Source organism: Sphingobium sp. (assembly GCF_003248505.1).
Classification (GTDB): Bacteria; Pseudomonadota; Alphaproteobacteria; order Sphingomonadales; family Sphingomonadaceae; genus Sphingobium.
Map to the genome: position 1 here is coordinate 50,052 of NZ_QFOA01000012.1, position 17,116 is coordinate 67,167.

Consider the following 17,116-nt stretch of genomic DNA (forward strand, 5'->3'; position numbering starts at 1 on the left):
GGGCATCGGGCATTTGCTTCGTCCGCCCGAGGGACTACAAGCAAGGCGGGGGACACAAGGCCGGACCATGGCGCGCGCATTATCGTCTGAAACGCTTCACGCGACCAGCGTGGCCATAGGGGGCCGCGCCGTGCTGTTGTCCGGCCCCAGCGGCAGCGGCAAGTCCGACCTTGCGCTGCGCCTCATCGACCGCGGCGGCATTCTGGTCAGCGACGATTACACGCTGGTGAAGCGGGTCGACGGGCGCCTGGTCGCCACCGCCCCTGCCACCATCGCGGGACAGATGGAGGTACGCGGGATCGGCATCGTCGATCTGCCCAGCGTGGGCGAAGCGCCCGTCGCGCTGCTCGTCGACCTGTTCGACCGGGTGGAGCGCATGCCGCTCGACCCGCTGCTGCGCATCGTCGCGGGGATGCAGGTGCCCGTCATCAAGATCGCTCCGTTCGAGGCATCGGCCCCGATCAAGGTCGAACTCGCGCTCAGCAAGATAGGCCTTAGATGAACCAGCCCAAGACCATCCTGCTGCTGTCGGGCCTGTCGGGCGCGGGCAAGACGACCGCGCTCAAGACGCTGGAGGACATGGGCTGGGAAGTGGTGGACAATCTGCCGCTCGTCCTGCTCGACCGGCTGCTCGACACGCCTCTGCCCGAAGGTCATGCCGGCGAGGATGCGCGCCCGCTGGCGCTCGGCATCGATGCGCGCACCCGCGGTTTCGATGCCGCCGCCATCGTTCAGCGGATCAAGGCGCTGCGCGAACGGCACGATCACGCCGTCGAAACGCTCTTCCTCGATTGCGCGGGCAGCGAGCTGGAACGGCGCTTCGCCGAAACCCGGCGACGCCATCCGCTGGCGCTCGACCGCCCCGCCGCCGACGGCATCGCGCGCGAACGGGAACTGACCGAACCGCTGCGTCGCTGGGCGGGGCAGGTGATCGACACGACCGGATATACGACCAACGCCCTGCAACAGGAAATCCGCGCCCGCTTTTCCCGCGATGGGCTGTCGGACCCGGTGCTGACCATCCTGTCGTTCGGCTTTTCGCGCGGAGTGCCGCGCAACGCGGACCTGATGTTCGACATGCGCTTCCTGCGTAATCCGCACTGGATCGACGCGCTGCGGCCGAGGACCGGCCTCGACCCCGAAGTGGCCGCCTATATCCAGGAAGACCCGGCTTACGAGGACGCGGTGCGCCGGATCGAGGAACTGCTCGCGATCCTGCTGCCCCGCTATGCGGAGGGCGGCAAGACATACGTCACGGTCGCCTTCGGCTGCACGGGCGGCAAGCACCGCTCCGTCCACGTCGCCGCGCGCGTCGCGAAATACTTGCAAGCGGCGGGCTTTTCGCCCACCCTTCTGCACCGCAATATTGAATCGGCGACCCAGGAAGTTCTGGAGAAGCGCCGACCGGGAGGCCCGAAAGCATCATCATGACACAATTGGGCCGCAGAATCAGATGATCGGACTCGTACTCGTCACCCACGGATCGCTCGCGACGGAATTCGTCGTCGCCATGGAGCATGTCGTGGGACCACAACAGCAGATCGCGACGATCTGCATCGGGCCGGAAGACGACATGGAGCTGCGCCGCGCCGACATCGCGTCGGCTGTCGCCCGCGTCAACGACGGGTCGGGCGTCATCCTGCTGACCGACCTGTTCGGGGGCACCCCTTCCAACCTTGCCATATCGCTGCTCAAGGCAGGTGAGATCGAAGTGATCGCGGGTATCAACCTGCCGATGCTCATTCGCCTGGAAAGTGCGCGCAAGGTCATGGACGTGCGCGCCGCCGTCGCCGCCGCACGGGAAGCGGGTCAGAAATATATCAGCGTCGCGTCGGAATTATTGGGTAGCACTGCATGAACGAAGTCAGCCGGGATGTCCTGATCAGCAACAAGCGCGGCCTCCACGCGCGGGCCAGCGCCAAGTTCGTGACGATGGCGAGCGGCCTGCCCGCCGACATCACCGTCAGCAAGGACGGCAATCATGTCACCGGCACGTCGATCATGGGCCTTATGATGCTCGGCGCGGCGATGGGCGACCATATCACGATCAAGGCGACCGGCCCGGATGCGGAGGATTCGCTCGGCAAGCTCGTCACCCTGGTCGAAGACAAGTTCGGCGAGGAATAGGGCGCAGCCGGCGTCCTATCCGCTGCCGACCTCACCCACCCGCCGCATCTGGGTGAAGATGTCCCAGGTCGCGATGAAAAGCGCGGCGATCACCGGCCCGATGACGATGCCGTTGAAGCCGAACAGCTCTATCCCGCCCAGCGTGGTGATGAGCACGACATAGTCGGGAATGCGCGTTTCCCGGCCCACCAGGATCGGGCGCAGCAGATTGTCGACCGACCCGATGATCAGCGCGCCGCAGCCGATCACCACCGCGCCCTGCCACACCGCGCCCGTCGCCATCAGGTAGAGCGCGACCGGTGCCCACACGATCGCCGCACCCACGGCAGGCAGCAGCGAAAAAATTCCCATCAGCACGCCCCACAGCAGCGCGCCGGGGATGTCGAGCAGCCAGAACACGACACCGCCGATGAAACCCTGGACGATGGCGACGACGACGCTGCCCTTGACCGTCGCGCGGATGACGATGACGAACTGGCGCAACAGCGCCTCGCGCTGGTGCGGGCGCAGCGGCGCGGCTTCGGCAAACCGCTTCGAAAGGCGGTCGCCGTCGCGCAGCAGGAAGAAGGCGAGGTAGAGCATCACGCCCAGCGCGATGACGAAGCTGAACGCCCCCTGCCCGATCAGCAGCGCCTGCCCCGCGAGCGAGCGGATGCTGCTGGTAAGGCCGCGCGTCACGGTGATCCGCGCGGCGTCGAAATTGTTGAAGCCGAAACGGCGCAGGATCGAATGCGCCCAATCGGGCATCGCGCTGACCATCTGGGTGAACATGCGCTCGAAATTGATCTGGCCCGACTGGATCATGCCGTAAAAATGCGCCGCTTCCTGTACCAGCGCGACGGCAAGGAAGATCGACGGCACGATGACGATGGCAATGATCGCGGCCAGCGTGATGAGCGCGGCGCTGTTGCGATGGGTGGGCATGGCCTTGATCAGCCGCTGGTTCACCGGCCAGAACAGGATGGCGACGATCACGCCCCACAGCACGGCCGCGAAGAAGGGTTCCAGCACGGCGGCGAAGGCGATGGACACCAGCGCCACGAGCGTCAGGAAGAAGCCATCCTCGATACGATAGGATTGCCGGTCAGTCATTCCACCCCCGTAAGAAATTTCAGCGCCCAAATCCATGGGGACACGGTCCTGTTCCATCCCCCCTGTCATTTTGTCCGCGTCGCCGCTAGACAAGCCGCCTCTTCGTCCTGGAGCATAGACCAACGTGGCGCGCGAAATTACCGGCTTTTCCAACCCGCTGGTCAAGCGCGTACGATCCTTGCGCGAAAAGAAATATCGCAAAGCCGAAGGGCTGTTCCTGGCCGAAGGGCTGCGCATCCTGACCGAAGCGCGCGAAGAAGGCGTGCTGCCCGAAATGCTGTTCCACGCAGGCTCCACCCATCCGCTCGCCATCGACCTCATCGCCGCGATGGAGGCGGCTGGGGGCGAGCAGGCGGGCTATGACATTATCGAAACCACCCCCGACATCCTGTCCAAGATCAGCGGGAAGGACAATCCGCAGGCGGTGGTCGGCGTCTATCGCGACCGGCTGACCCCGCTGGCCGATCTGGACCGGGGGCGGGCCGATATCTGGATCGTCGCCCAGTCGCTGCGCGATCCCGGCAATCTTGGCACCATCTTGCGGACCGGCGACGCGGTCGGCGCGGGCGGCCTCATCCTGATCGACGATTGCGTCGATCCCTTCTCGGTCGAATCGGTGCGCGCCAGCATGGGCGCGCTCTTCACCCAGTCGATCACGCAGGCGCGCTGGGACGAGTTCCTGCCCTGGCTGCGCGGCGGCCCGGGCCAGTTGATCGGCACCAGCCTCAAGGCCACGCACGATTATCAGGAGCCGCGCTACGCCAGCCCCGCCTTCCTCCTCGTCGGGAACGAGGCGCAGGGACTGCCGCCCGAATATGAGGCGCAATGCGACCTGCTGGTCAAGATGCCGATGCGGGGCAAGGCCGACAGCCTGAACGCCGCGGTCGCGACGGCGGTCATGGCCTATGAACTGCTGAACCAGAAAAGAAGGACGTGACGATGGCCGGGAGGCGGACAAGCGGCATGGGCGAAATGTGGCGGCACAGGCGCGTGCTGGCGGCCAGCCTCATCGGTACGGCGGTCGAATTCTACGATTTCTATATCTACGCCACCGCCGCCAGCCTCATCTTTCCGGCACTGTTTTTCCCCGCCTCCTCCCCGACGGCGCAGCTGATGGCATCCTATGGCAGTCTGGCGCTCGCATTCTTCGCGCGGCCGCTGGGTGCGGCCATATTCGGCCATTATGGCGACCGGGTGGGACGCAAGGCGACGCTCGTCACTTCGCTGATGCTGATGGGCGGCTGCACGCTGCTGATCGGGTTCCTGCCGACGCACGTACAGATCGGCTGGTGGGCGCCGCTGATCCTGTGCCTGTTGCGCTTTGGGCAGGGGCTGGGGCTTGGCGGCGAATGGGGCGGCGCGGCGCTGCTCGCGGTGGAGAACGCCCCGCCCGGCTGGCGCGCGCGTTTCGGGATGTTCCCGCAGCTGGGCGCGCCTGTGGGCTTCATCGCGGCGAACGGCCTTTTCCTGATCCTGGGCACGATGCTGTCGGACGCAGAATTCTACGCCTGGGGCTGGCGCTTGCCGTTCCTGGGCAGCGCGGTGCTGGTGTTCCTTGGCCTGTGGGTGCGGTTGAAACTGACCGAAACGCCGGAGTTCGCCGCCGCAAAGGCGCATGCGCCGCCGCCCGCCGTGCCGCTCGCAACGCTGCTGTCCTCGCATCTGGGCGCAGCGATCGCAGGCACATTCGCCTGCGCCGCCTGCTTTGCCGTCTATTATATCGCGACTGCCTTCGCGCTCGGCTATGGCACGACGACGCTGAAGATCGACCGCAGCATTTTCCTGTCGCTCCAACTGGGTGCAATCCTGTTCATGGCAGGGAGCATCGTCGTCGCGGGCTGGTGGGCCGACCGGTCCAGCCCCACCCGCGTGCTGGCTTGGGGATGCGCAGGCACCATCGCCATGGGGATCGCCTTCGGCCCCATGATCGGCACCGGCGCGCTTCTGCCGATCTTCCTGATCCTCAGCCTCGCGTTGTTCCTTATGGGATTCGTCTACGGCCCTCTTGGCGCCTATCTGCCTGCGCTGTTCCCGATCCAGCTACGCTATACCGGCGCGTCCTTCGCCTTCAACCTCGGCGGTATCATCGGCGGCGCGCTTGCGCCCATCGTCGCGACCTGGCTGATCGCCGCCCAGGGCGTCGCGCTGGTGGGCCTCTACATGTCGGTTGCCGCTGCGATCAGCCTGGGCGGGCTGTGGTGGACCAGCCGGGCCGCGTGACGCCGAACGGGCGGCGAAACGCTCGCCGCCCGCCCCCTCTCATCGCGTGCCGAAGTCAGAAGGTCACGTTGATCCGCGCATAATAATAGCCGCCGTTGATGCCGAAGGGCGAAAAGAGCGGATATTTGCTGGTCGAATAGCCCCGTTCGTTGTTCGCCAGTTCCGCGTCGCGGATCAGCGCCTTCGACCGCTGCGTCGGATATTTGTTGAACAGGTTGTTCGCCCCGATGGTGAGCTTGAGCGGGGTCGCCACCTGATAGCTCAGCTCAAGGTCGGTGAGAAAAGCGGACTTGACCGGCACCTTGATAAGGTTGCCCGCATCCGGTCCCAGCCGCGCCGTTTCGAACGCATAGACCTCGGAATAATAGCTCTCTCGCAGGTTGGCCGAGAATTTGCCCAGCGACCAGAAAGCGTTGAGCGTGCCCCGGAAGCGTGGCGTGCTATGCTCCAGCTCGACCACGCTGCCCGTGTCGATGAGGGCGGTGAGATCGGGATTGACGCTGCTGGAATAGAGCGCCGACGGCAGCGCGTTGATGCTCAGGACCTTGTTCTGGTTGTAGTTCGCCGTGTAGGTGAGGTCGAGCTTGCCCATGTCGCCGAGGTTTGCGGTGTAATTGGCGACAAGGTCGATGCCGCGCGTGCGCATCTTCACGCCGTTGACGAAGCTCTGCACCGAAATGCCGCCATCGGTGTTCCGGTCGACGCCATTGTCGGCGTAGATCACATAGCCCGGAATGGCGTTCGCCTGCGCCAGCGACGTGATGGCCGAACTGCCGCCCAGCGCCGCGTTGACCGCCGCCAGCACGGGCAATTGATTGTAGATGGAATAGAGGTCGGCATTGTAGGGCAGACACGCGCTCGCGTTCGACCCGGCATAACCCTGCGGGCAACGATTGCCGGTAAAGCCCGAAAAGCTGGAGGAGGTCATGATCCGGTTGCGGATCGTGATCTGGTAGGCGTCGACCGTCAGCGTGAAATTGGGGGCGGGGTTGAACACCGCGCCCAGCGAATAGTTGGTCGATTTTTCCGGGCCGAGCCCCCCGAAACCCAGCGCCTGCGCCGCGGAAGAGGCCGGCGGCAGCACGCCGCCGATGAAGCCCGGCCCCACATTCAGGCCCGAATAGCCTCCTTCCGCCAGCGTCGGCGCGCGGAAGCCGGTGCTGACCGTACCGCGCAGCGCGAATTCGGGCGAGAAATCGTAGCGGCTGGTCAGCTTGAACACGGTCGTGTCGCCAAAGTCGCTGTAATGTTCGTGCCGCACCGCGCCGTCGACCAGCCAGGCTTCGACCGGCTTGAAGCTGACATCGAGATATTGCGAGAAATTCCGGCGCTTGTAGGTGCCCGCGTCATTGGGCGAATAGCCGAAGAAGGACTGCGCCCCGCCGCCATAATAGGATGCCGGGTCGCCCGCGCGGATGCCGTAGCTTTCGCGGCGATATTCAAGCCCCGCCGCAAGGTTGAGCGGTTCGGCGAAGCCCACGTCGAACTGGTGCGTCAGGTCGAGCGTGTTGGTCCATTGCGTGTTGAAAAAGTCGCCGTTGTGAAAGGTCGTGGGCGTAAAGCCCGTGTCGCGATAAAGCTGTGCGTTGGCCGAATGGTAGACATAGACCTCGACCAGATCCTTGCCGTAGGTCGATGCAAGGTCGAAGGTCGTTTCGCCCACCGTCCCCTTGAACCCGCCGGTGAAGCTGTAATCGGTTTCGTCGATCCGCTCCTGCGGCTGGAAACCGCCAGAATAGAAGGGAACGCCCGCCTTGCTCACCACCACCAGCGGCGAGCGGGTATTTTCGTACGCCGCCGCCTTTTTGTGGCCATAGCTGCCGAAGCTGTAGAGCTCATATTCGCCGAACTCGTATCCGGCGTTGTAGCTGACCACCGTCTGGTCGATCTGCGGATCGCCGACGATGCGGTTGGTGTAAGGATAGCCGGGCAGCTTGGTGATGTCGGGGAAGCGCGTTGCGAGCGTCAACGATTGCGGGTTCACGTCGCCCCGGAAACTGAAGCCCTTGTGCTTCTTTTGCGCCGCGATGTTGAGATAGGCGCCCTCGAAGGGGGCAAGGCCGATATTGCCGCCGATGGCGTAGGTCTTGCCGCCCTGGTCGTAATAGCGCCCGCCCGTCGCGTTGATCGTCCCGCCGTGGTCGGCGCGCTTCTGGATGAAGTTGATGACGCCCGCGATCGCATCGGTGCCATATTGCGCCGCCGCGCCGTCCTGGAGCACTTCGACACGCTCGACCGATTCGGGCAGGATGAAGCTGATGTCGGGGGCCGCGCTGCCGCCATATGGGCCGCCTGCGACCGACACGTTGGCGGTGCCGTGACGGCGCTTGCCGTTGACGAGGATCAGCGTGTGGTTGGGCGACAGCCCGCGCAGCTTCATCTGGAGCGTGTGTGCCTGAAGATCCGAACCGAAGGACTGCGCCTGGATCGAGGGGAGTTGCTGCGCCAGGCTTTGCAGCAGGTCGGGCGATCCGGTACGCTGGATCGCGTCGGCGCCCAGCAACTGGATCGGTGCCGGGCTGTCCGCCGCCTTCATGCCGGTCAGGCGCGTGCCGGTGATGATGATCGCGGCCCCGCCTTCGTCCGCCGCTGCGCCCTGCGGCGCGCCATCCTGAGCATATGCCGTGGTGCAAGCCGCGATCGCCACACTGAGCGCCGCTGTGGAAACCATAGTCCTGACGTTCATGAACAGCCCCCTATTCGTGTCGGAAGGGCCTCTCCTCCATGCTATCGCTGGCTCAATGGCTCCGGATGCTCTTTCAACCCATCGGCATTTTTGGAAACATTCAGCAACAATGGGAAACGGAGCGTGCCGGTAAATCCACCATGCGGCGAATGGCCCTTTGTTTCATTTTCGAGACGCTGACGCAGGACAATGGCCGATTCGCTCTCAAACATCTGAAATGCATAGAAAAAGGCGGCACCCAAGGGGCACCGCCTGTTTCCATTTTGCAACTGTCAAGCGATAGAGGAAGCGATCCTCCCCGCGATCAACCTTCGCGGTTGTCGCGACGCTCGGCAATACGCGCCCGCTTGCCGGTGCGGCCGCGCAGATAGTAGAGCTTGGCGCGACGCACGACGCCGCGGCGGACCACGGTGATGCTGTCGATGTTGGGCGAATAGAGCGGGAAAACGCGCTCCACGCCTTCGCCGAACGAAATCTTGCGCACGGTGAAGTTCGAACCCATGCCCTTGTTCGAGCGGGCGATGCACACGCCTTCATAGTTCTGAACGCGGCTGCGGTCGCCTTCGACGACCTTCACGCCCACGCGCAGCGTGTCGCCGGGGCGGAATTCGGGGATGTCCCTGCCGAGGGCGGCGATGTTTTCCGCTTCGATCTGCTGGATGATGTTCATGTAACGTCAGTCCTCAACTTTTCGCTGCGCACCAGAGGGCGGCTGGTCCCGAACGCCGATGTGACGTTCCCAAAGGTCCGGCCGCCTTAGCCGTGTATCGTCCTCCGCCCTTTGCTTCCGCCAGGCGGCGATCTTCGCATGATCCCCCGATCGCAACACTTCAGGGATCGTGCGCCCCTCCCATTCCACCGGGCGGGTATAGTGCGGATATTCGAGCAACCCCGTTTCGAAGGATTCCTCGACTCCGCTGGAAGCCGCGCCCATTACACCGGGAAGCAGCCGCACGCAAGCATCGAGCAGCAGCAGCGCCGCCATCTCTCCGCCCGACAGGACGATGTCGCCCATGCTGACCTGCTCGATCGGGCGGCCTTCGAAAATTCGCTCGTCGAACCCTTCGAACCGGCCGCACAGGATCGTCGCCCCCGGCCCCGCCGCAAGAGCGCGCACGCGGCTCTGCGTGATCGGGCGACCGCGCGGCGTCATCGCCAGCACGGGAAGGTCGGGGCGCTGCTCCAGCGCATGATCGACCGCCCTCGCCAGCACGTCGGCGCGCAGCACCATGCCCGCACCCCCGCCCGCGGGCGTGTCGTCCACGGTGCGGTGCCGGTCGGCCGCGAAATCGCGAATCTGGATGGGATCGCACGCCCATTTCCCCTCGCCGAGCGCCCGCCCCGCCAGCGACACGCCAAGGGGGCCGGGAAACATCTCAGGGTAGAGGGTCAGGATCTGCGCGGTAAAGTTCATCCGCGCCGCGCCCGCAGCCGCGCCGCCGACCAGCCGCCGCCCATGCACAACAGTCCGCAGACCAGCAGCGACAGACCGATCATGCGCAGCATGTCGGAAAGGGGCCGCTCGGGGTGCATGAGGGCCGGGACCAGCACCAGCAGAGGAATGGGCAGCAGCAATGCCAGAGCCGCCGTCAGCTTGCCCGCTACCGGCCAGCGCACGGCATGAAGCCGCCAGCCCACCACCAGCATGAAGATGAGATAGACGATCGTGACGATGCGCGCCATCGCCCGGCCGATCAGACCGCGAAGGCGGCGTCGATGGTCGCCCCGCCCTCGCCCAGCGTCACGACATGCATGGGCGCCATGAAGCGCTTGCCCGGCTTGCCGTCGGCATCGGGCCGTTGCACCTCGACGATGTCGCCCGCGCCGAAATTCTCGACCGCGACGATCTCCCCCAGCGCCTCGCCTTCGCTCGACGTGCAGGGCAGGCCGATGAGGTCGGCATGATAATATTCGCCCTCGCCCAGCGGCGGAAGCGCGGATCGGGGCACGGTGAGTTCCGTGCCGCGCAGGGCTTCGGCGGCATTGCGATCGCCGATCCCGGCGAAGCGCGCCACCGCGCCCTGGGATCCGGGCCGCACCGACTTCAACGCCAGCGCGCGCCCGCCCGCGTCGAAGCTGTCATAGGTCTTGAGGCTTTCAACCCCATCGCCGAACAGCTTCAGACGGACTTCGCCCGTCACTCCATGCGCACCGATGATGACGGCCAAAGTGACGGGCTTGTCGTTCAAGGGGTTCAGCCCTCGGCCTGCTCGGCGGTTGCTTCCTCGGCGGGAGCAGCTTCCTCGGCAGGCGCTTCAGCCGGAGCGTTCGCGGCTTCCTCGGCAGCCTTGCGGGCTTCCTCGGCCTCGGCCAGCTTGGTGGCGCGGTCTTCGGCGCGATCCTTGGCCTTCTGGCCCGGTTCGGCCTTCTTGGGGTTGTTGCGCGCCTTGCGCTCCTTCACGCCGGCAGCGTCGAGGAAACGGGCGACGCGGTCGGTCGGCTGCGCGCCGGCTTCGACCCAGTGCTTCGCGCGCTCGGTGTCGAGCACCACGCGCTTCTCGTCGCCCTTGGGCAGCTGCGGGTTGTAGCTGCCGATGCGCTCGATGAACTTGCCGTCACGCGGCGCGCGGCTGTCGGCCACGACGATGCGGTAATAGGGGCGCTTCTTGGAGCCGCCGCGCGACAGACGGATGGAGGTTGCCATGGAGTTTCTTGCCTTTCTTCTGACTGGTTCGATGTGTTCGAAAACTGGAATTATTTCTTCATGAAATTCTGAAAGCCCGGCGGCAGCTTGGGCATGGCGCCGCCCAGCCCGCCGAGGCCGGAAAGATCGGGCGGGGTGCCGCCTTCGGGACCGCCGAGCCCACCGAGGCCGCCCATGCCCCCGCCGCCGAACATCTTGGCAAGGCCCTTCAATCCGCCCATCTTGCGGATCTTCTTCATCGCCGTTTCCATTTCCTGATGCATTTTCAGGAGCTTGTTCACGTCCTGCACGGTGCGGCCCGCGCCCTTGGCGATGCGGATCTTGCGCTTGGCATTGATAAGAGCGGGCTTTTCCCGCTCCTTGGGCGTCATCGATCCGATCATTGCGTCGAGGTGGATCAACGTCTTGTCGTTCGCGCCGCTCGCAGCCATCGCCGCCTGCGCCTTCTTGAGGCCGGGCAGCATTCCCGCAAGCGCGCCGAGGCCGCCCATGCGACGCATCTGGTTGAGCTGCATGCGCAGGTCGTTCATGTCGAACTGACCCTTCGCCATTTTCTTGGCGAGCTTGTCGGCTTCCTCGGCGTCGATCGTCTCGGCGGCGCGCTCGACCAGGCTGACGACATCGCCCATGCCAAGAATGCGCTGCGCCACGCGCGCGGGGTGGAAGGGTTCGAGCGCATCGAGCTTTTCGCCCGTGCCCGCGAACTTGATCGGGCGTCCCGTCACCGCGCGCATCGAAAGCGCCGCACCGCCGCGCGCGTCGCCGTCCATGCGGGTCAGCACCACGCCGGTCAGCGGCACCTGGCTTGTGAAGCTGGTCGCGACATTGACCGCGTCCTGCCCGGTCAGCGAGTCGACGACGAGCAGGATTTCGGCAGGATCGGTCACATCGGCCACCGCCTTCATCTCGTCCATCAGCGCCTGGTCGACGTGCAGGCGACCCGCGGTGTCCAGCATCACCACGTCGAAGCCCTGGAGCTTCGCCGCCTGCAACGCGCGCTTTGCGATATCGACCGGCTGCTGGCCCGGAACGATCGGCAGCGTCGCCACGTCGGTCTGCGTGCCGAGAACCGCAAGCTGCTCCTGCGCGGCGGGGCGCTGCACGTCGAGCGACGCCATCAGCACCTTCTTGCGCTCTTTTTCCTTCAGGCGCTTGGCGATCTTGGCGGTGGAGGTCGTCTTGCCCGACCCCTGCAGGCCCACCATCATGATGACGGCGGGCGGCGTCACGTCGATCAGCAGGTCGCTGCTTTCCGACCCCAGCGTTTCGGTGAGCGTGTCGGACACGATCTTGACGACCATCTGCCCGGGCGTGACGGAGCGCAGGACGTCGCTGCCCACCGCGCGTTCGGTCGCCTGATCGACGAACTGGCGCACCACCGGCAGCGCCACGTCCGCTTCGAGCAGCGCGATCCGCACTTCGCGCATCGCGGCGCGGACATCGTCCTCCGTGAGCGCACCGCGCCCCCGCAGCTTGTCGAAGACCCCGCCTAGGCGATCGCTGAGCGAATCGAACATCACCACCTCAAAATCCGGGGTCTTGCGACCCCATCGAAACCGTCGCATCCCCAAACGACAAAATCGCCGGCGGGCGAAACCTCGCCGGCCAGCGTCCATCCGATGCCCCACCTGGGCGTCCTGGAGTCGTCAGGATCAGGCGGCGAACCGCCCGATGCAGGAAGCGCCCTTAGGATAAAGCGCGCGAAAGCGCAAGGGACGACTGCCGCGCGGTCACTGCACGTCGATGTCTATGACGATGCGGCGCACTCGCCCTTCCGACGTGGCGTTGAACAGCGTGACTTTGTCATGGCCGTGAAATCCCGCATCGGCCGTGTAAAAGGCCTGCTTGCCCGGCACTCTCCTGCTGTTGCACACCGTACGGGGATTGGGCGGCAGGAAGTTGGGAAAGACCGGATCGTCCGACAGCGTGACCTTGCCGTGGCGGGGCTCATCCGCGATGCGCGTATCCATGGTGCCCGCGACCGTGCAGTCGGGATTGACCAGCGTCCCGGCCCACAGCCTTATCCGTTCCCTCGCCATCGCCGCCTTGGAAATGTGAACCGTGCCATAGCCCTTGGTGCTGTCGGCCGGGACCTTGCGCACCATATAGGTTTGGGCCGAAGCCGCGCCGGGGAGCATCATGACAGAGGCGGCAAGCAACAAGGCACGATGGGGGATTGGCATCGCTCGAATCCTTTTGGAATGGAAGGCCCCTGTGCGGTCAGGGTGCCATTCCCACCGGGCTATGCAAGGCGGGAATGGGAAGGTTGCCGATTTGTAATCCGCCGCCGCGATTCGAAAGTCGCGAACGCGCCGTTGGGGGCGCCGCGTTGCGCGTCGCGGGGGCGCTGCGGCAACAAAACGGTCATCGCCCTGCCCGCCCCGGCAACAAGCGGCCTGCCCCGCCCCCGACGCTTGCGCCCCTGCGCCATTTGCGTCAGCACGGCATGGAAAAGCAACAGAGGGGAGCCTTCACGATCATGAGCTGGACACGCCGCAAGCCGATGGATGCGATGGTGCCGCAGGACAGCGGGCACCAGCTCGCCCGCACCCTGTCGTGGCCGCATCTCCTGGCGCTGGGCGTGGGGGCGATCGTGGGGACGGGCATCCTGACGCTGATCGGCGTGGGCGCGGATCGGGCCGGGCCTGCGGTCCTCCTCTCCTTCGCCATCGCGGGCGCGATCTGCGCCTGCGCGGCGCTCGCCTATGCGGAATTGTCCACCATGATGCCAGCGGCGGGCAGCGCCTACAGCTACAGCTATGTCGTGTTGGGCGAAGGGATCGCCTGGATCGTCGGCTGGTCGCTCATCCTCGAATACAGCCTCGTCGTTTCGACCGTGGCGGTGGGCTGGTCGGGCTATGCCGGGCCGCTGCTGACCCCGCTCGGCTTTCCGTCCGCGCTGACGCAGGGGCCTGAACTCGGCGGCCTCATCAACTTGCCCGCCATCTTCATCATCGCCGTGGTCGCGGGCCTGCTGACGGTCGGCACGCGCGAAAGCGCGCGGCTCAACACGATCCTCGTCCTCATCAAGATCGTGACGCTCAGCCTGTTCGTCGCCTATGCCCTCCCCGCCTTCGACGCCGCGAACCTGAAGCCGTTCATGCCCTTCGGCTTTGCCAAGCATATGGGACCGGACGGGGTCGAGCGCGGCGTCATGGCGGCCGCTGCCATCATCTTCTTCGCCTTCTACGGCTTCGACGCTATCTCGACCGCGGCGGAGGAAGCGAAGAACCCGGACCGCGACCTTGCCATCGGCATCGTCGGGTCGCTGATCGCATGCACGTTGATCTACGTCCTCGTCGCCGCCGCAGCCATCGGCGCGATGCCCTTCACCCGCTTTGCCGACAGCCCCGAGCCGCTCGCGCTCATCCTGCGCGAAATGGGCGAAGGGAACATCGCCCGCATCGTCGCCATCGCCGCCGTCATCGCGCTTCCTACCGTGCTGCTGGGCTTCCTCTATGGCCAGAGCCGCATTTTCCTGGTCATGGCGCGCGACGGCTTCCTGCCTCAAAGCCTCGCCCGCATATCGAAGCGCGGCACGCCCGCGCGCATCACCCTCGTCACCGCCATCCTCGTCGCGATCATCGCGGGTTTCCTTCCCATCGACGAGATCGCGGCGCTGGCGAATGCCGGGACGCTCATCGCCTTCACGGCCGTGGGCCTGTGCCTCCTCGTCCTGCGCAGGCGCGCGCCGGACCTGCGCCGCCCGTTCCGCACGCCTGCCGCCTGGGCGGTGGGTATCGGCGCGGTCGCGGGCTGCGCCTATCTGTTCGTCAGCCTGCCGGTGAAGACGATCCTCGCCTGCTTCGCCTGGAATGCCGTGGGGCTGATCGTCTATTTCCTTTACGGGCAGAAGCGGGCGACAGCGGGCCGGTAGGCGCGACTCGCCTTTTGCCTCCATCCGCCCTACATGCGCGCCCATCATGGGACGCTTTTCCAAAATGCATGGCCTCGGCAACGATTTCGTCGTGATCGACGCGCGCGCCGCGCCGCTCGACATGCCCGAAGCGCGTGCCCGCGCCATCGCCGATCGTCATACGGGGATCGGCTGCGACCAGTTGATCGTCATCGGCGAAGCCGCCGACGCCGACGTGTCGATGCGCATCTTCAACGCCGACGGCAGCGAAGTGGAGGCGTGCGGAAACGCAACCCGGTGCGTGCCGCTGTTCGTCGGGCGCGATGTCGCCATTCGGACGCGGGCGGGCCTGCTCCATGCGCGGCTGATCGACGGCGGGGCCAGCGTCGACATGGGCGAGCCGCACTTCGAATGGGATGCGATCCCGCTCGCCTGGGCCATGGATACGCTTACCATGCCGGCAAGCTGGGAAGACCTGCCACCCCCCGCCGCCGTCAATGTCGGCAATCCGCATGTCGTCTTCTTCGTCGACGATCTCGACACGCTCGCCGTCGACCGGCTCGGACCGCTGATCGAGCATGACCCGCTGTTTCCAGCACGGGTCAACGTCAACTTCGCGCAGATCGCGGGTGACCGGCACATCCGCCTGATCGTGTGGGAACGCGGCGCGGGCCTCACCCGCGCCTGCGGCACCGGCGCCTGCGCCACCGCCGTCGCCGCGATCCGGCGAAAGCGAGCGACCGGCCCCGTCACCGTCACCCTGCCCGGCGGCGACCTCGTCATCGACTGGCAGCCGGGCGGTTCGATCCGCATGACCGGTCCTGCCACCCATGTGTTCGACGGCGAGGCGGACTGGGCGCACTTCTGATGGGCGGGCCGCAGATCATCACCATGGGCTGCCGCCTCAACATCGCGGAGAGCGAGGCGATCCGCGACATGACGCGGGACCAGGACGATCTTGTCGTCGTCAACAGCTGCGCCGTCACGGCGGAGGCCGTGCGCCAGACCCGGCAGGCGATCCGCCGCGCCCGGCGCGAACGGCCCGACGCCCGCATCCTCGTCACCGGCTGTGCGGCGCAGACGCAGCCCGACAGCTTCGCTAGGATGGCGGAAGTGGACGCCGTCATCGGCAACCGGGAAAAGATGGAGGCCGCCAGCTTCCTCCCCGCGCCCGGCAAGGTCCGCGTCGCCGACATCATGGCCGTGCGCGACACCGCGCCGCACATGGCGAGCGCCTTTGCCGATCACGCCCGCGCCTTTCTGGAGGTGCAGAACGGATGCGACCATCGCTGCACCTTCTGCGTCATTCCCTATGGGCGGGGGAACAGCCGCTCGGTCCCTGCGGGCGCAGTGATCGACAAGGCGATGCAACTGGTGGACGCGGGCTATCGCGAGATCGTGCTGACCGGGGTCGATGTCACGAGCTATGGCCCCGACCTTCCGGGCAGCCCGTCGCTCGGCCTGCTGGTGGAACGCATCCTGAAAGCGGTGCCGGGCCTGCCGCGCCTGCGCCTTTCCTCCATCGACAGCGTGGAGATCGACGAGCGCCTGTTCGACATTCTCGCCCACGAACCGCGCATGATGCCGCATGTGCACCTGTCGCTTCAGGCGGGCGACGACATGATCCTCAAGCGGATGAAGCGCCGCCACAGCCGCAGGGACGCGGTGCGTATCGTCGATCGCCTGCGCGCCGCGCGCCCCGGCATCAGCATCGGCGCGGACATCATCGCCGGTTTCCCGACCGAAGACGAAGCGATGTTCGCCAACAGCCTGGCTCTTATCGACGACTGCGCGATCGTGCACGGCCACATCTTTCCCTACTCCCCGCGCGAAGGGACGCCCGCCGCCCGAATGCCTCAGGTGGACCGTGCGACGGTCAAGGCCCGCGCCGCTCGCCTGCGCGCCGCCTGCGCCACCCACCGCGACGCCTGGCTCGCCAGCCTCGTCGGTACGCGGCAGAGCGTGCTGGTGGAACGCAGCGGTCTGTCGGGCCACGCCGAAAATTTCGCTCCCGTCCGCTTCGGTAGGACGCAACCGCCCGCCACCGTCGTGGCGGCGACGATCACGGGGCTTGAGAAAGGCGTCCTGTTGGCGCAGGAGGCGGCGACATGACCGACAATAGTGGCAGCAGCTGGCGCGACCGTCTCTTCGGGGGCCTCAGGCGCACATCCGACCGGCTCGGCGAGAATCTGTCCGGCCTTTTCAAGGCCGCGCTCGACGACCGGACCCTCGACGAGATCGAGGAAGCGCTCATCATGACCGACCTTGGCCCGGCCATGGCCGCGCGCGTGCGCGACCGGTTGGCGGTGGGCCGCTACAACCGCGAGATCACCGAGGAATATCTGCGCGAAATCATCGCGGAGGAGATCGAGAAAGTGCTGGCCCCGGTCGCCAAGCCGCTGGAGATCGAGGCATTCCCCCGCCCGCAGGTGATTTTGGTCATCGGCGTCAACGGATCGGGCAAGACCACCACCATCGCCAAGCTCGCCAA

Annotated in this window: 20 protein-coding genes; 10 read left to right on the plus strand and 10 right to left on the minus strand. The window is 66.0% G+C overall.

Annotated elements, in window-relative coordinates; all coding sequences use genetic code 11:
• Positions 1 to 67: 67 nt before the first annotated feature.
• The 4 genes from DI606_RS07085 to DI606_RS07100 are packed head-to-tail and all read left to right on the plus strand — an operon-like array spanning position 68 to position 2,127.
• Entirely contained in the window at positions 68 to 502 is a 435-nt protein-coding gene (locus DI606_RS07085; RefSeq protein WP_293980918.1) for an HPr kinase/phosphorylase, read from the plus strand.
• Positions 499 to 1,431, plus strand: coding sequence for an RNase adapter RapZ (gene rapZ / locus DI606_RS07090; RefSeq protein WP_293980920.1), 933 nt, complete (start codon positions 499 to 501; stop codon positions 1,429 to 1,431). Before DI606_RS07085 ends, rapZ begins: the two co-directional genes overlap by 4 nt.
• 22 nt (positions 1,432 to 1,453) lie before the next feature.
• On the plus strand, positions 1,454 to 1,858 hold the full coding sequence (locus DI606_RS07095) for a PTS sugar transporter subunit IIA (RefSeq protein WP_293980922.1): 405 nt from the start codon (positions 1,454 to 1,456) through the stop codon (positions 1,856 to 1,858).
• Entirely contained in the window at positions 1,855 to 2,127 is a 273-nt protein-coding gene (locus tag DI606_RS07100) for an HPr family phosphocarrier protein (RefSeq protein ID WP_293980924.1), read from the plus strand. Before DI606_RS07095 ends, DI606_RS07100 begins: the two co-directional genes overlap by 4 nt.
• A 15-nt stretch (positions 2,128 to 2,142) precedes the next feature.
• Here DI606_RS07100 and DI606_RS07105 read toward each other — a convergent pair whose 3' ends face one another.
• Positions 2,143 to 3,219 (minus strand): AI-2E family transporter, encoded by a 1,077-nt coding sequence (locus DI606_RS07105; RefSeq protein ID WP_293980925.1) that lies wholly within the window; start codon positions 3,217 to 3,219, stop codon positions 2,143 to 2,145.
• A gap of 124 nt (positions 3,220 to 3,343) precedes the next feature.
• Between DI606_RS07105 and DI606_RS07110 the strand changes: the two genes are divergently transcribed.
• Both DI606_RS07110 and DI606_RS07115 read left to right on the plus strand, forming a co-directional pair.
• Complete coding sequence (locus tag DI606_RS07110) at positions 3,344 to 4,156, plus strand: RNA methyltransferase (RefSeq protein ID WP_293980926.1); 813 nt, start codon at positions 3,344 to 3,346, stop codon at positions 4,154 to 4,156.
• 2 nt (positions 4,157 to 4,158) lie between these two features.
• Positions 4,159 to 5,439 (plus strand): MFS transporter, encoded by a 1,281-nt coding sequence (locus DI606_RS07115; RefSeq protein ID WP_293980927.1) that lies wholly within the window; start codon positions 4,159 to 4,161, stop codon positions 5,437 to 5,439.
• Between the two features lie 55 nt (positions 5,440 to 5,494).
• On the opposite strand, the gene DI606_RS07120 is transcribed toward DI606_RS07115, so the two are convergent.
• The 9 genes from DI606_RS07120 to DI606_RS07160 form a co-directional block, all read right to left on the minus strand.
• On the minus strand, positions 5,495 to 8,125 hold the full coding sequence (locus tag DI606_RS07120) for a TonB-dependent siderophore receptor (protein WP_293980928.1): 2,631 nt from the start codon (positions 8,123 to 8,125) through the stop codon (positions 5,495 to 5,497).
• A gap of 41 nt (positions 8,126 to 8,166) precedes the next feature.
• Positions 8,167 to 8,367 carry a hypothetical protein gene (locus DI606_RS07125; RefSeq protein ID WP_293980930.1) on the minus strand — a complete coding sequence of 67 codons (201 nt, stop codon included), beginning with the start codon at positions 8,365 to 8,367 and terminating at the stop codon, positions 8,167 to 8,169.
• Positions 8,368 to 8,429: 62 nt separating this feature from the next.
• Positions 8,430 to 8,795, minus strand: coding sequence for a 50S ribosomal protein L19 (rplS, locus tag DI606_RS07130; RefSeq protein ID WP_293980932.1), 366 nt, complete (start codon positions 8,793 to 8,795; stop codon positions 8,430 to 8,432).
• 6 nt (positions 8,796 to 8,801) lie between these two features.
• Positions 8,802 to 9,539, minus strand: a complete 738-nt coding sequence (trmD, locus tag DI606_RS07135; protein ID WP_293980949.1) for a tRNA (guanosine(37)-N1)-methyltransferase TrmD — start codon at positions 9,537 to 9,539, stop codon at positions 8,802 to 8,804.
• Positions 9,536 to 9,808 (minus strand): hypothetical protein, encoded by a 273-nt coding sequence (locus tag DI606_RS07140; protein ID WP_293980933.1) that lies wholly within the window; start codon positions 9,806 to 9,808, stop codon positions 9,536 to 9,538. The genes trmD and DI606_RS07140 overlap by 4 nt, the downstream gene beginning before the upstream one ends.
• A gap of 11 nt (positions 9,809 to 9,819) precedes the next feature.
• Complete coding sequence (gene rimM / locus DI606_RS07145; RefSeq protein ID WP_293980934.1) at positions 9,820 to 10,314, minus strand: ribosome maturation factor RimM; 495 nt, start codon at positions 10,312 to 10,314, stop codon at positions 9,820 to 9,822.
• Between the two features lie 5 nt (positions 10,315 to 10,319).
• Positions 10,320 to 10,769 (minus strand): 30S ribosomal protein S16, encoded by a 450-nt coding sequence (gene rpsP, locus DI606_RS07150; protein WP_293980936.1) that lies wholly within the window; start codon positions 10,767 to 10,769, stop codon positions 10,320 to 10,322.
• A 50-nt stretch (positions 10,770 to 10,819) separates the two neighbouring features.
• Positions 10,820 to 12,286: a signal recognition particle protein gene (gene ffh / locus DI606_RS07155; protein WP_293980938.1), complete on the minus strand. Its 1,467-nt coding sequence runs from the start codon at positions 12,284 to 12,286 to the stop codon at positions 10,820 to 10,822.
• Positions 12,287 to 12,499: 213 nt separating this feature from the next.
• Positions 12,500 to 12,952, minus strand: a complete 453-nt coding sequence (locus DI606_RS07160) for a hypothetical protein (RefSeq protein ID WP_293980940.1) — start codon at positions 12,950 to 12,952, stop codon at positions 12,500 to 12,502.
• A gap of 296 nt (positions 12,953 to 13,248) precedes the next feature.
• On the opposite strand from DI606_RS07160, the gene DI606_RS07165 reads away from it, so the two are divergent.
• The 4 genes from DI606_RS07165 to DI606_RS07180 form a co-directional block, all read left to right on the plus strand.
• Complete coding sequence (locus tag DI606_RS07165) at positions 13,249 to 14,646, plus strand: amino acid permease (protein WP_293980942.1); 1,398 nt, start codon at positions 13,249 to 13,251, stop codon at positions 14,644 to 14,646.
• Positions 14,647 to 14,689: 43 nt separating this feature from the next.
• Positions 14,690 to 15,493: a diaminopimelate epimerase gene (gene dapF / locus DI606_RS07170; RefSeq protein ID WP_293980951.1), complete on the plus strand. Its 804-nt coding sequence runs from the start codon at positions 14,690 to 14,692 to the stop codon at positions 15,491 to 15,493.
• Entirely contained in the window at positions 15,493 to 16,737 is a 1,245-nt protein-coding gene (mtaB, locus tag DI606_RS07175) for a tRNA (N(6)-L-threonylcarbamoyladenosine(37)-C(2))-methylthiotransferase MtaB (protein ID WP_293980944.1), read from the plus strand. Before dapF ends, mtaB begins: the two co-directional genes overlap by 1 nt.
• Positions 16,734 to 17,116: signal recognition particle receptor subunit alpha (locus DI606_RS07180; RefSeq protein ID WP_293980946.1), on the plus strand; the 383-nt coding region annotated here is incomplete at its 3' end. The genes mtaB and DI606_RS07180, both read left to right, overlap by 4 nt.

What these genes read in the sequence shown, in the direction of transcription:
- DI606_RS07085 (WP_293980918.1), top strand. Translation starts at nt 68, where the DNA reads ATGGCGCGCGCATTATCGTCTGAAACGCTTCACGCGACCAGCGTGGCC.
- rapZ (WP_293980920.1), top strand. Translation starts at nt 499, where the DNA reads ATGAACCAGCCCAAGACCATCCTGCTGCTGTCGGGCCTGTCGGGCGCG.
- DI606_RS07095 (WP_293980922.1), top strand. Translation starts at nt 1,454, where the DNA reads ATGATCGGACTCGTACTCGTCACCCACGGATCGCTCGCGACGGAATTC.
- DI606_RS07100 (WP_293980924.1), top strand. Translation starts at nt 1,855, where the DNA reads ATGAACGAAGTCAGCCGGGATGTCCTGATCAGCAACAAGCGCGGCCTC.
- DI606_RS07105 (WP_293980925.1), bottom strand. Translation starts at nt 3,219, where the DNA reads ATGACTGACCGGCAATCCTATCGTATCGAGGATGGCTTCTTCCTGACG.
- DI606_RS07115 (WP_293980927.1), top strand. Translation starts at nt 4,159, where the DNA reads ATGGCCGGGAGGCGGACAAGCGGCATGGGCGAAATGTGGCGGCACAGG.
- DI606_RS07120 (WP_293980928.1), bottom strand. Translation starts at nt 8,125, where the DNA reads ATGAACGTCAGGACTATGGTTTCCACAGCGGCGCTCAGTGTGGCGATC.
- rplS (WP_293980932.1), bottom strand. Translation starts at nt 8,795, where the DNA reads ATGAACATCATCCAGCAGATCGAAGCGGAAAACATCGCCGCCCTCGGC.
- trmD (WP_293980949.1), bottom strand. Translation starts at nt 9,539, where the DNA reads ATGAACTTTACCGCGCAGATCCTGACCCTCTACCCTGAGATGTTTCCC.
- DI606_RS07140 (WP_293980933.1), bottom strand. Translation starts at nt 9,808, where the DNA reads ATGGCGCGCATCGTCACGATCGTCTATCTCATCTTCATGCTGGTGGTG.
- rpsP (WP_293980936.1), bottom strand. Translation starts at nt 10,769, where the DNA reads ATGGCAACCTCCATCCGTCTGTCGCGCGGCGGCTCCAAGAAGCGCCCC.
- ffh (WP_293980938.1), bottom strand. Translation starts at nt 12,286, where the DNA reads ATGTTCGATTCGCTCAGCGATCGCCTAGGCGGGGTCTTCGACAAGCTG.
- DI606_RS07160 (WP_293980940.1), bottom strand. Translation starts at nt 12,952, where the DNA reads ATGCCAATCCCCCATCGTGCCTTGTTGCTTGCCGCCTCTGTCATGATG.
- DI606_RS07165 (WP_293980942.1), top strand. Translation starts at nt 13,249, where the DNA reads ATGAGCTGGACACGCCGCAAGCCGATGGATGCGATGGTGCCGCAGGAC.
- mtaB (WP_293980944.1), top strand. Translation starts at nt 15,493, where the DNA reads ATGGGCGGGCCGCAGATCATCACCATGGGCTGCCGCCTCAACATCGCG.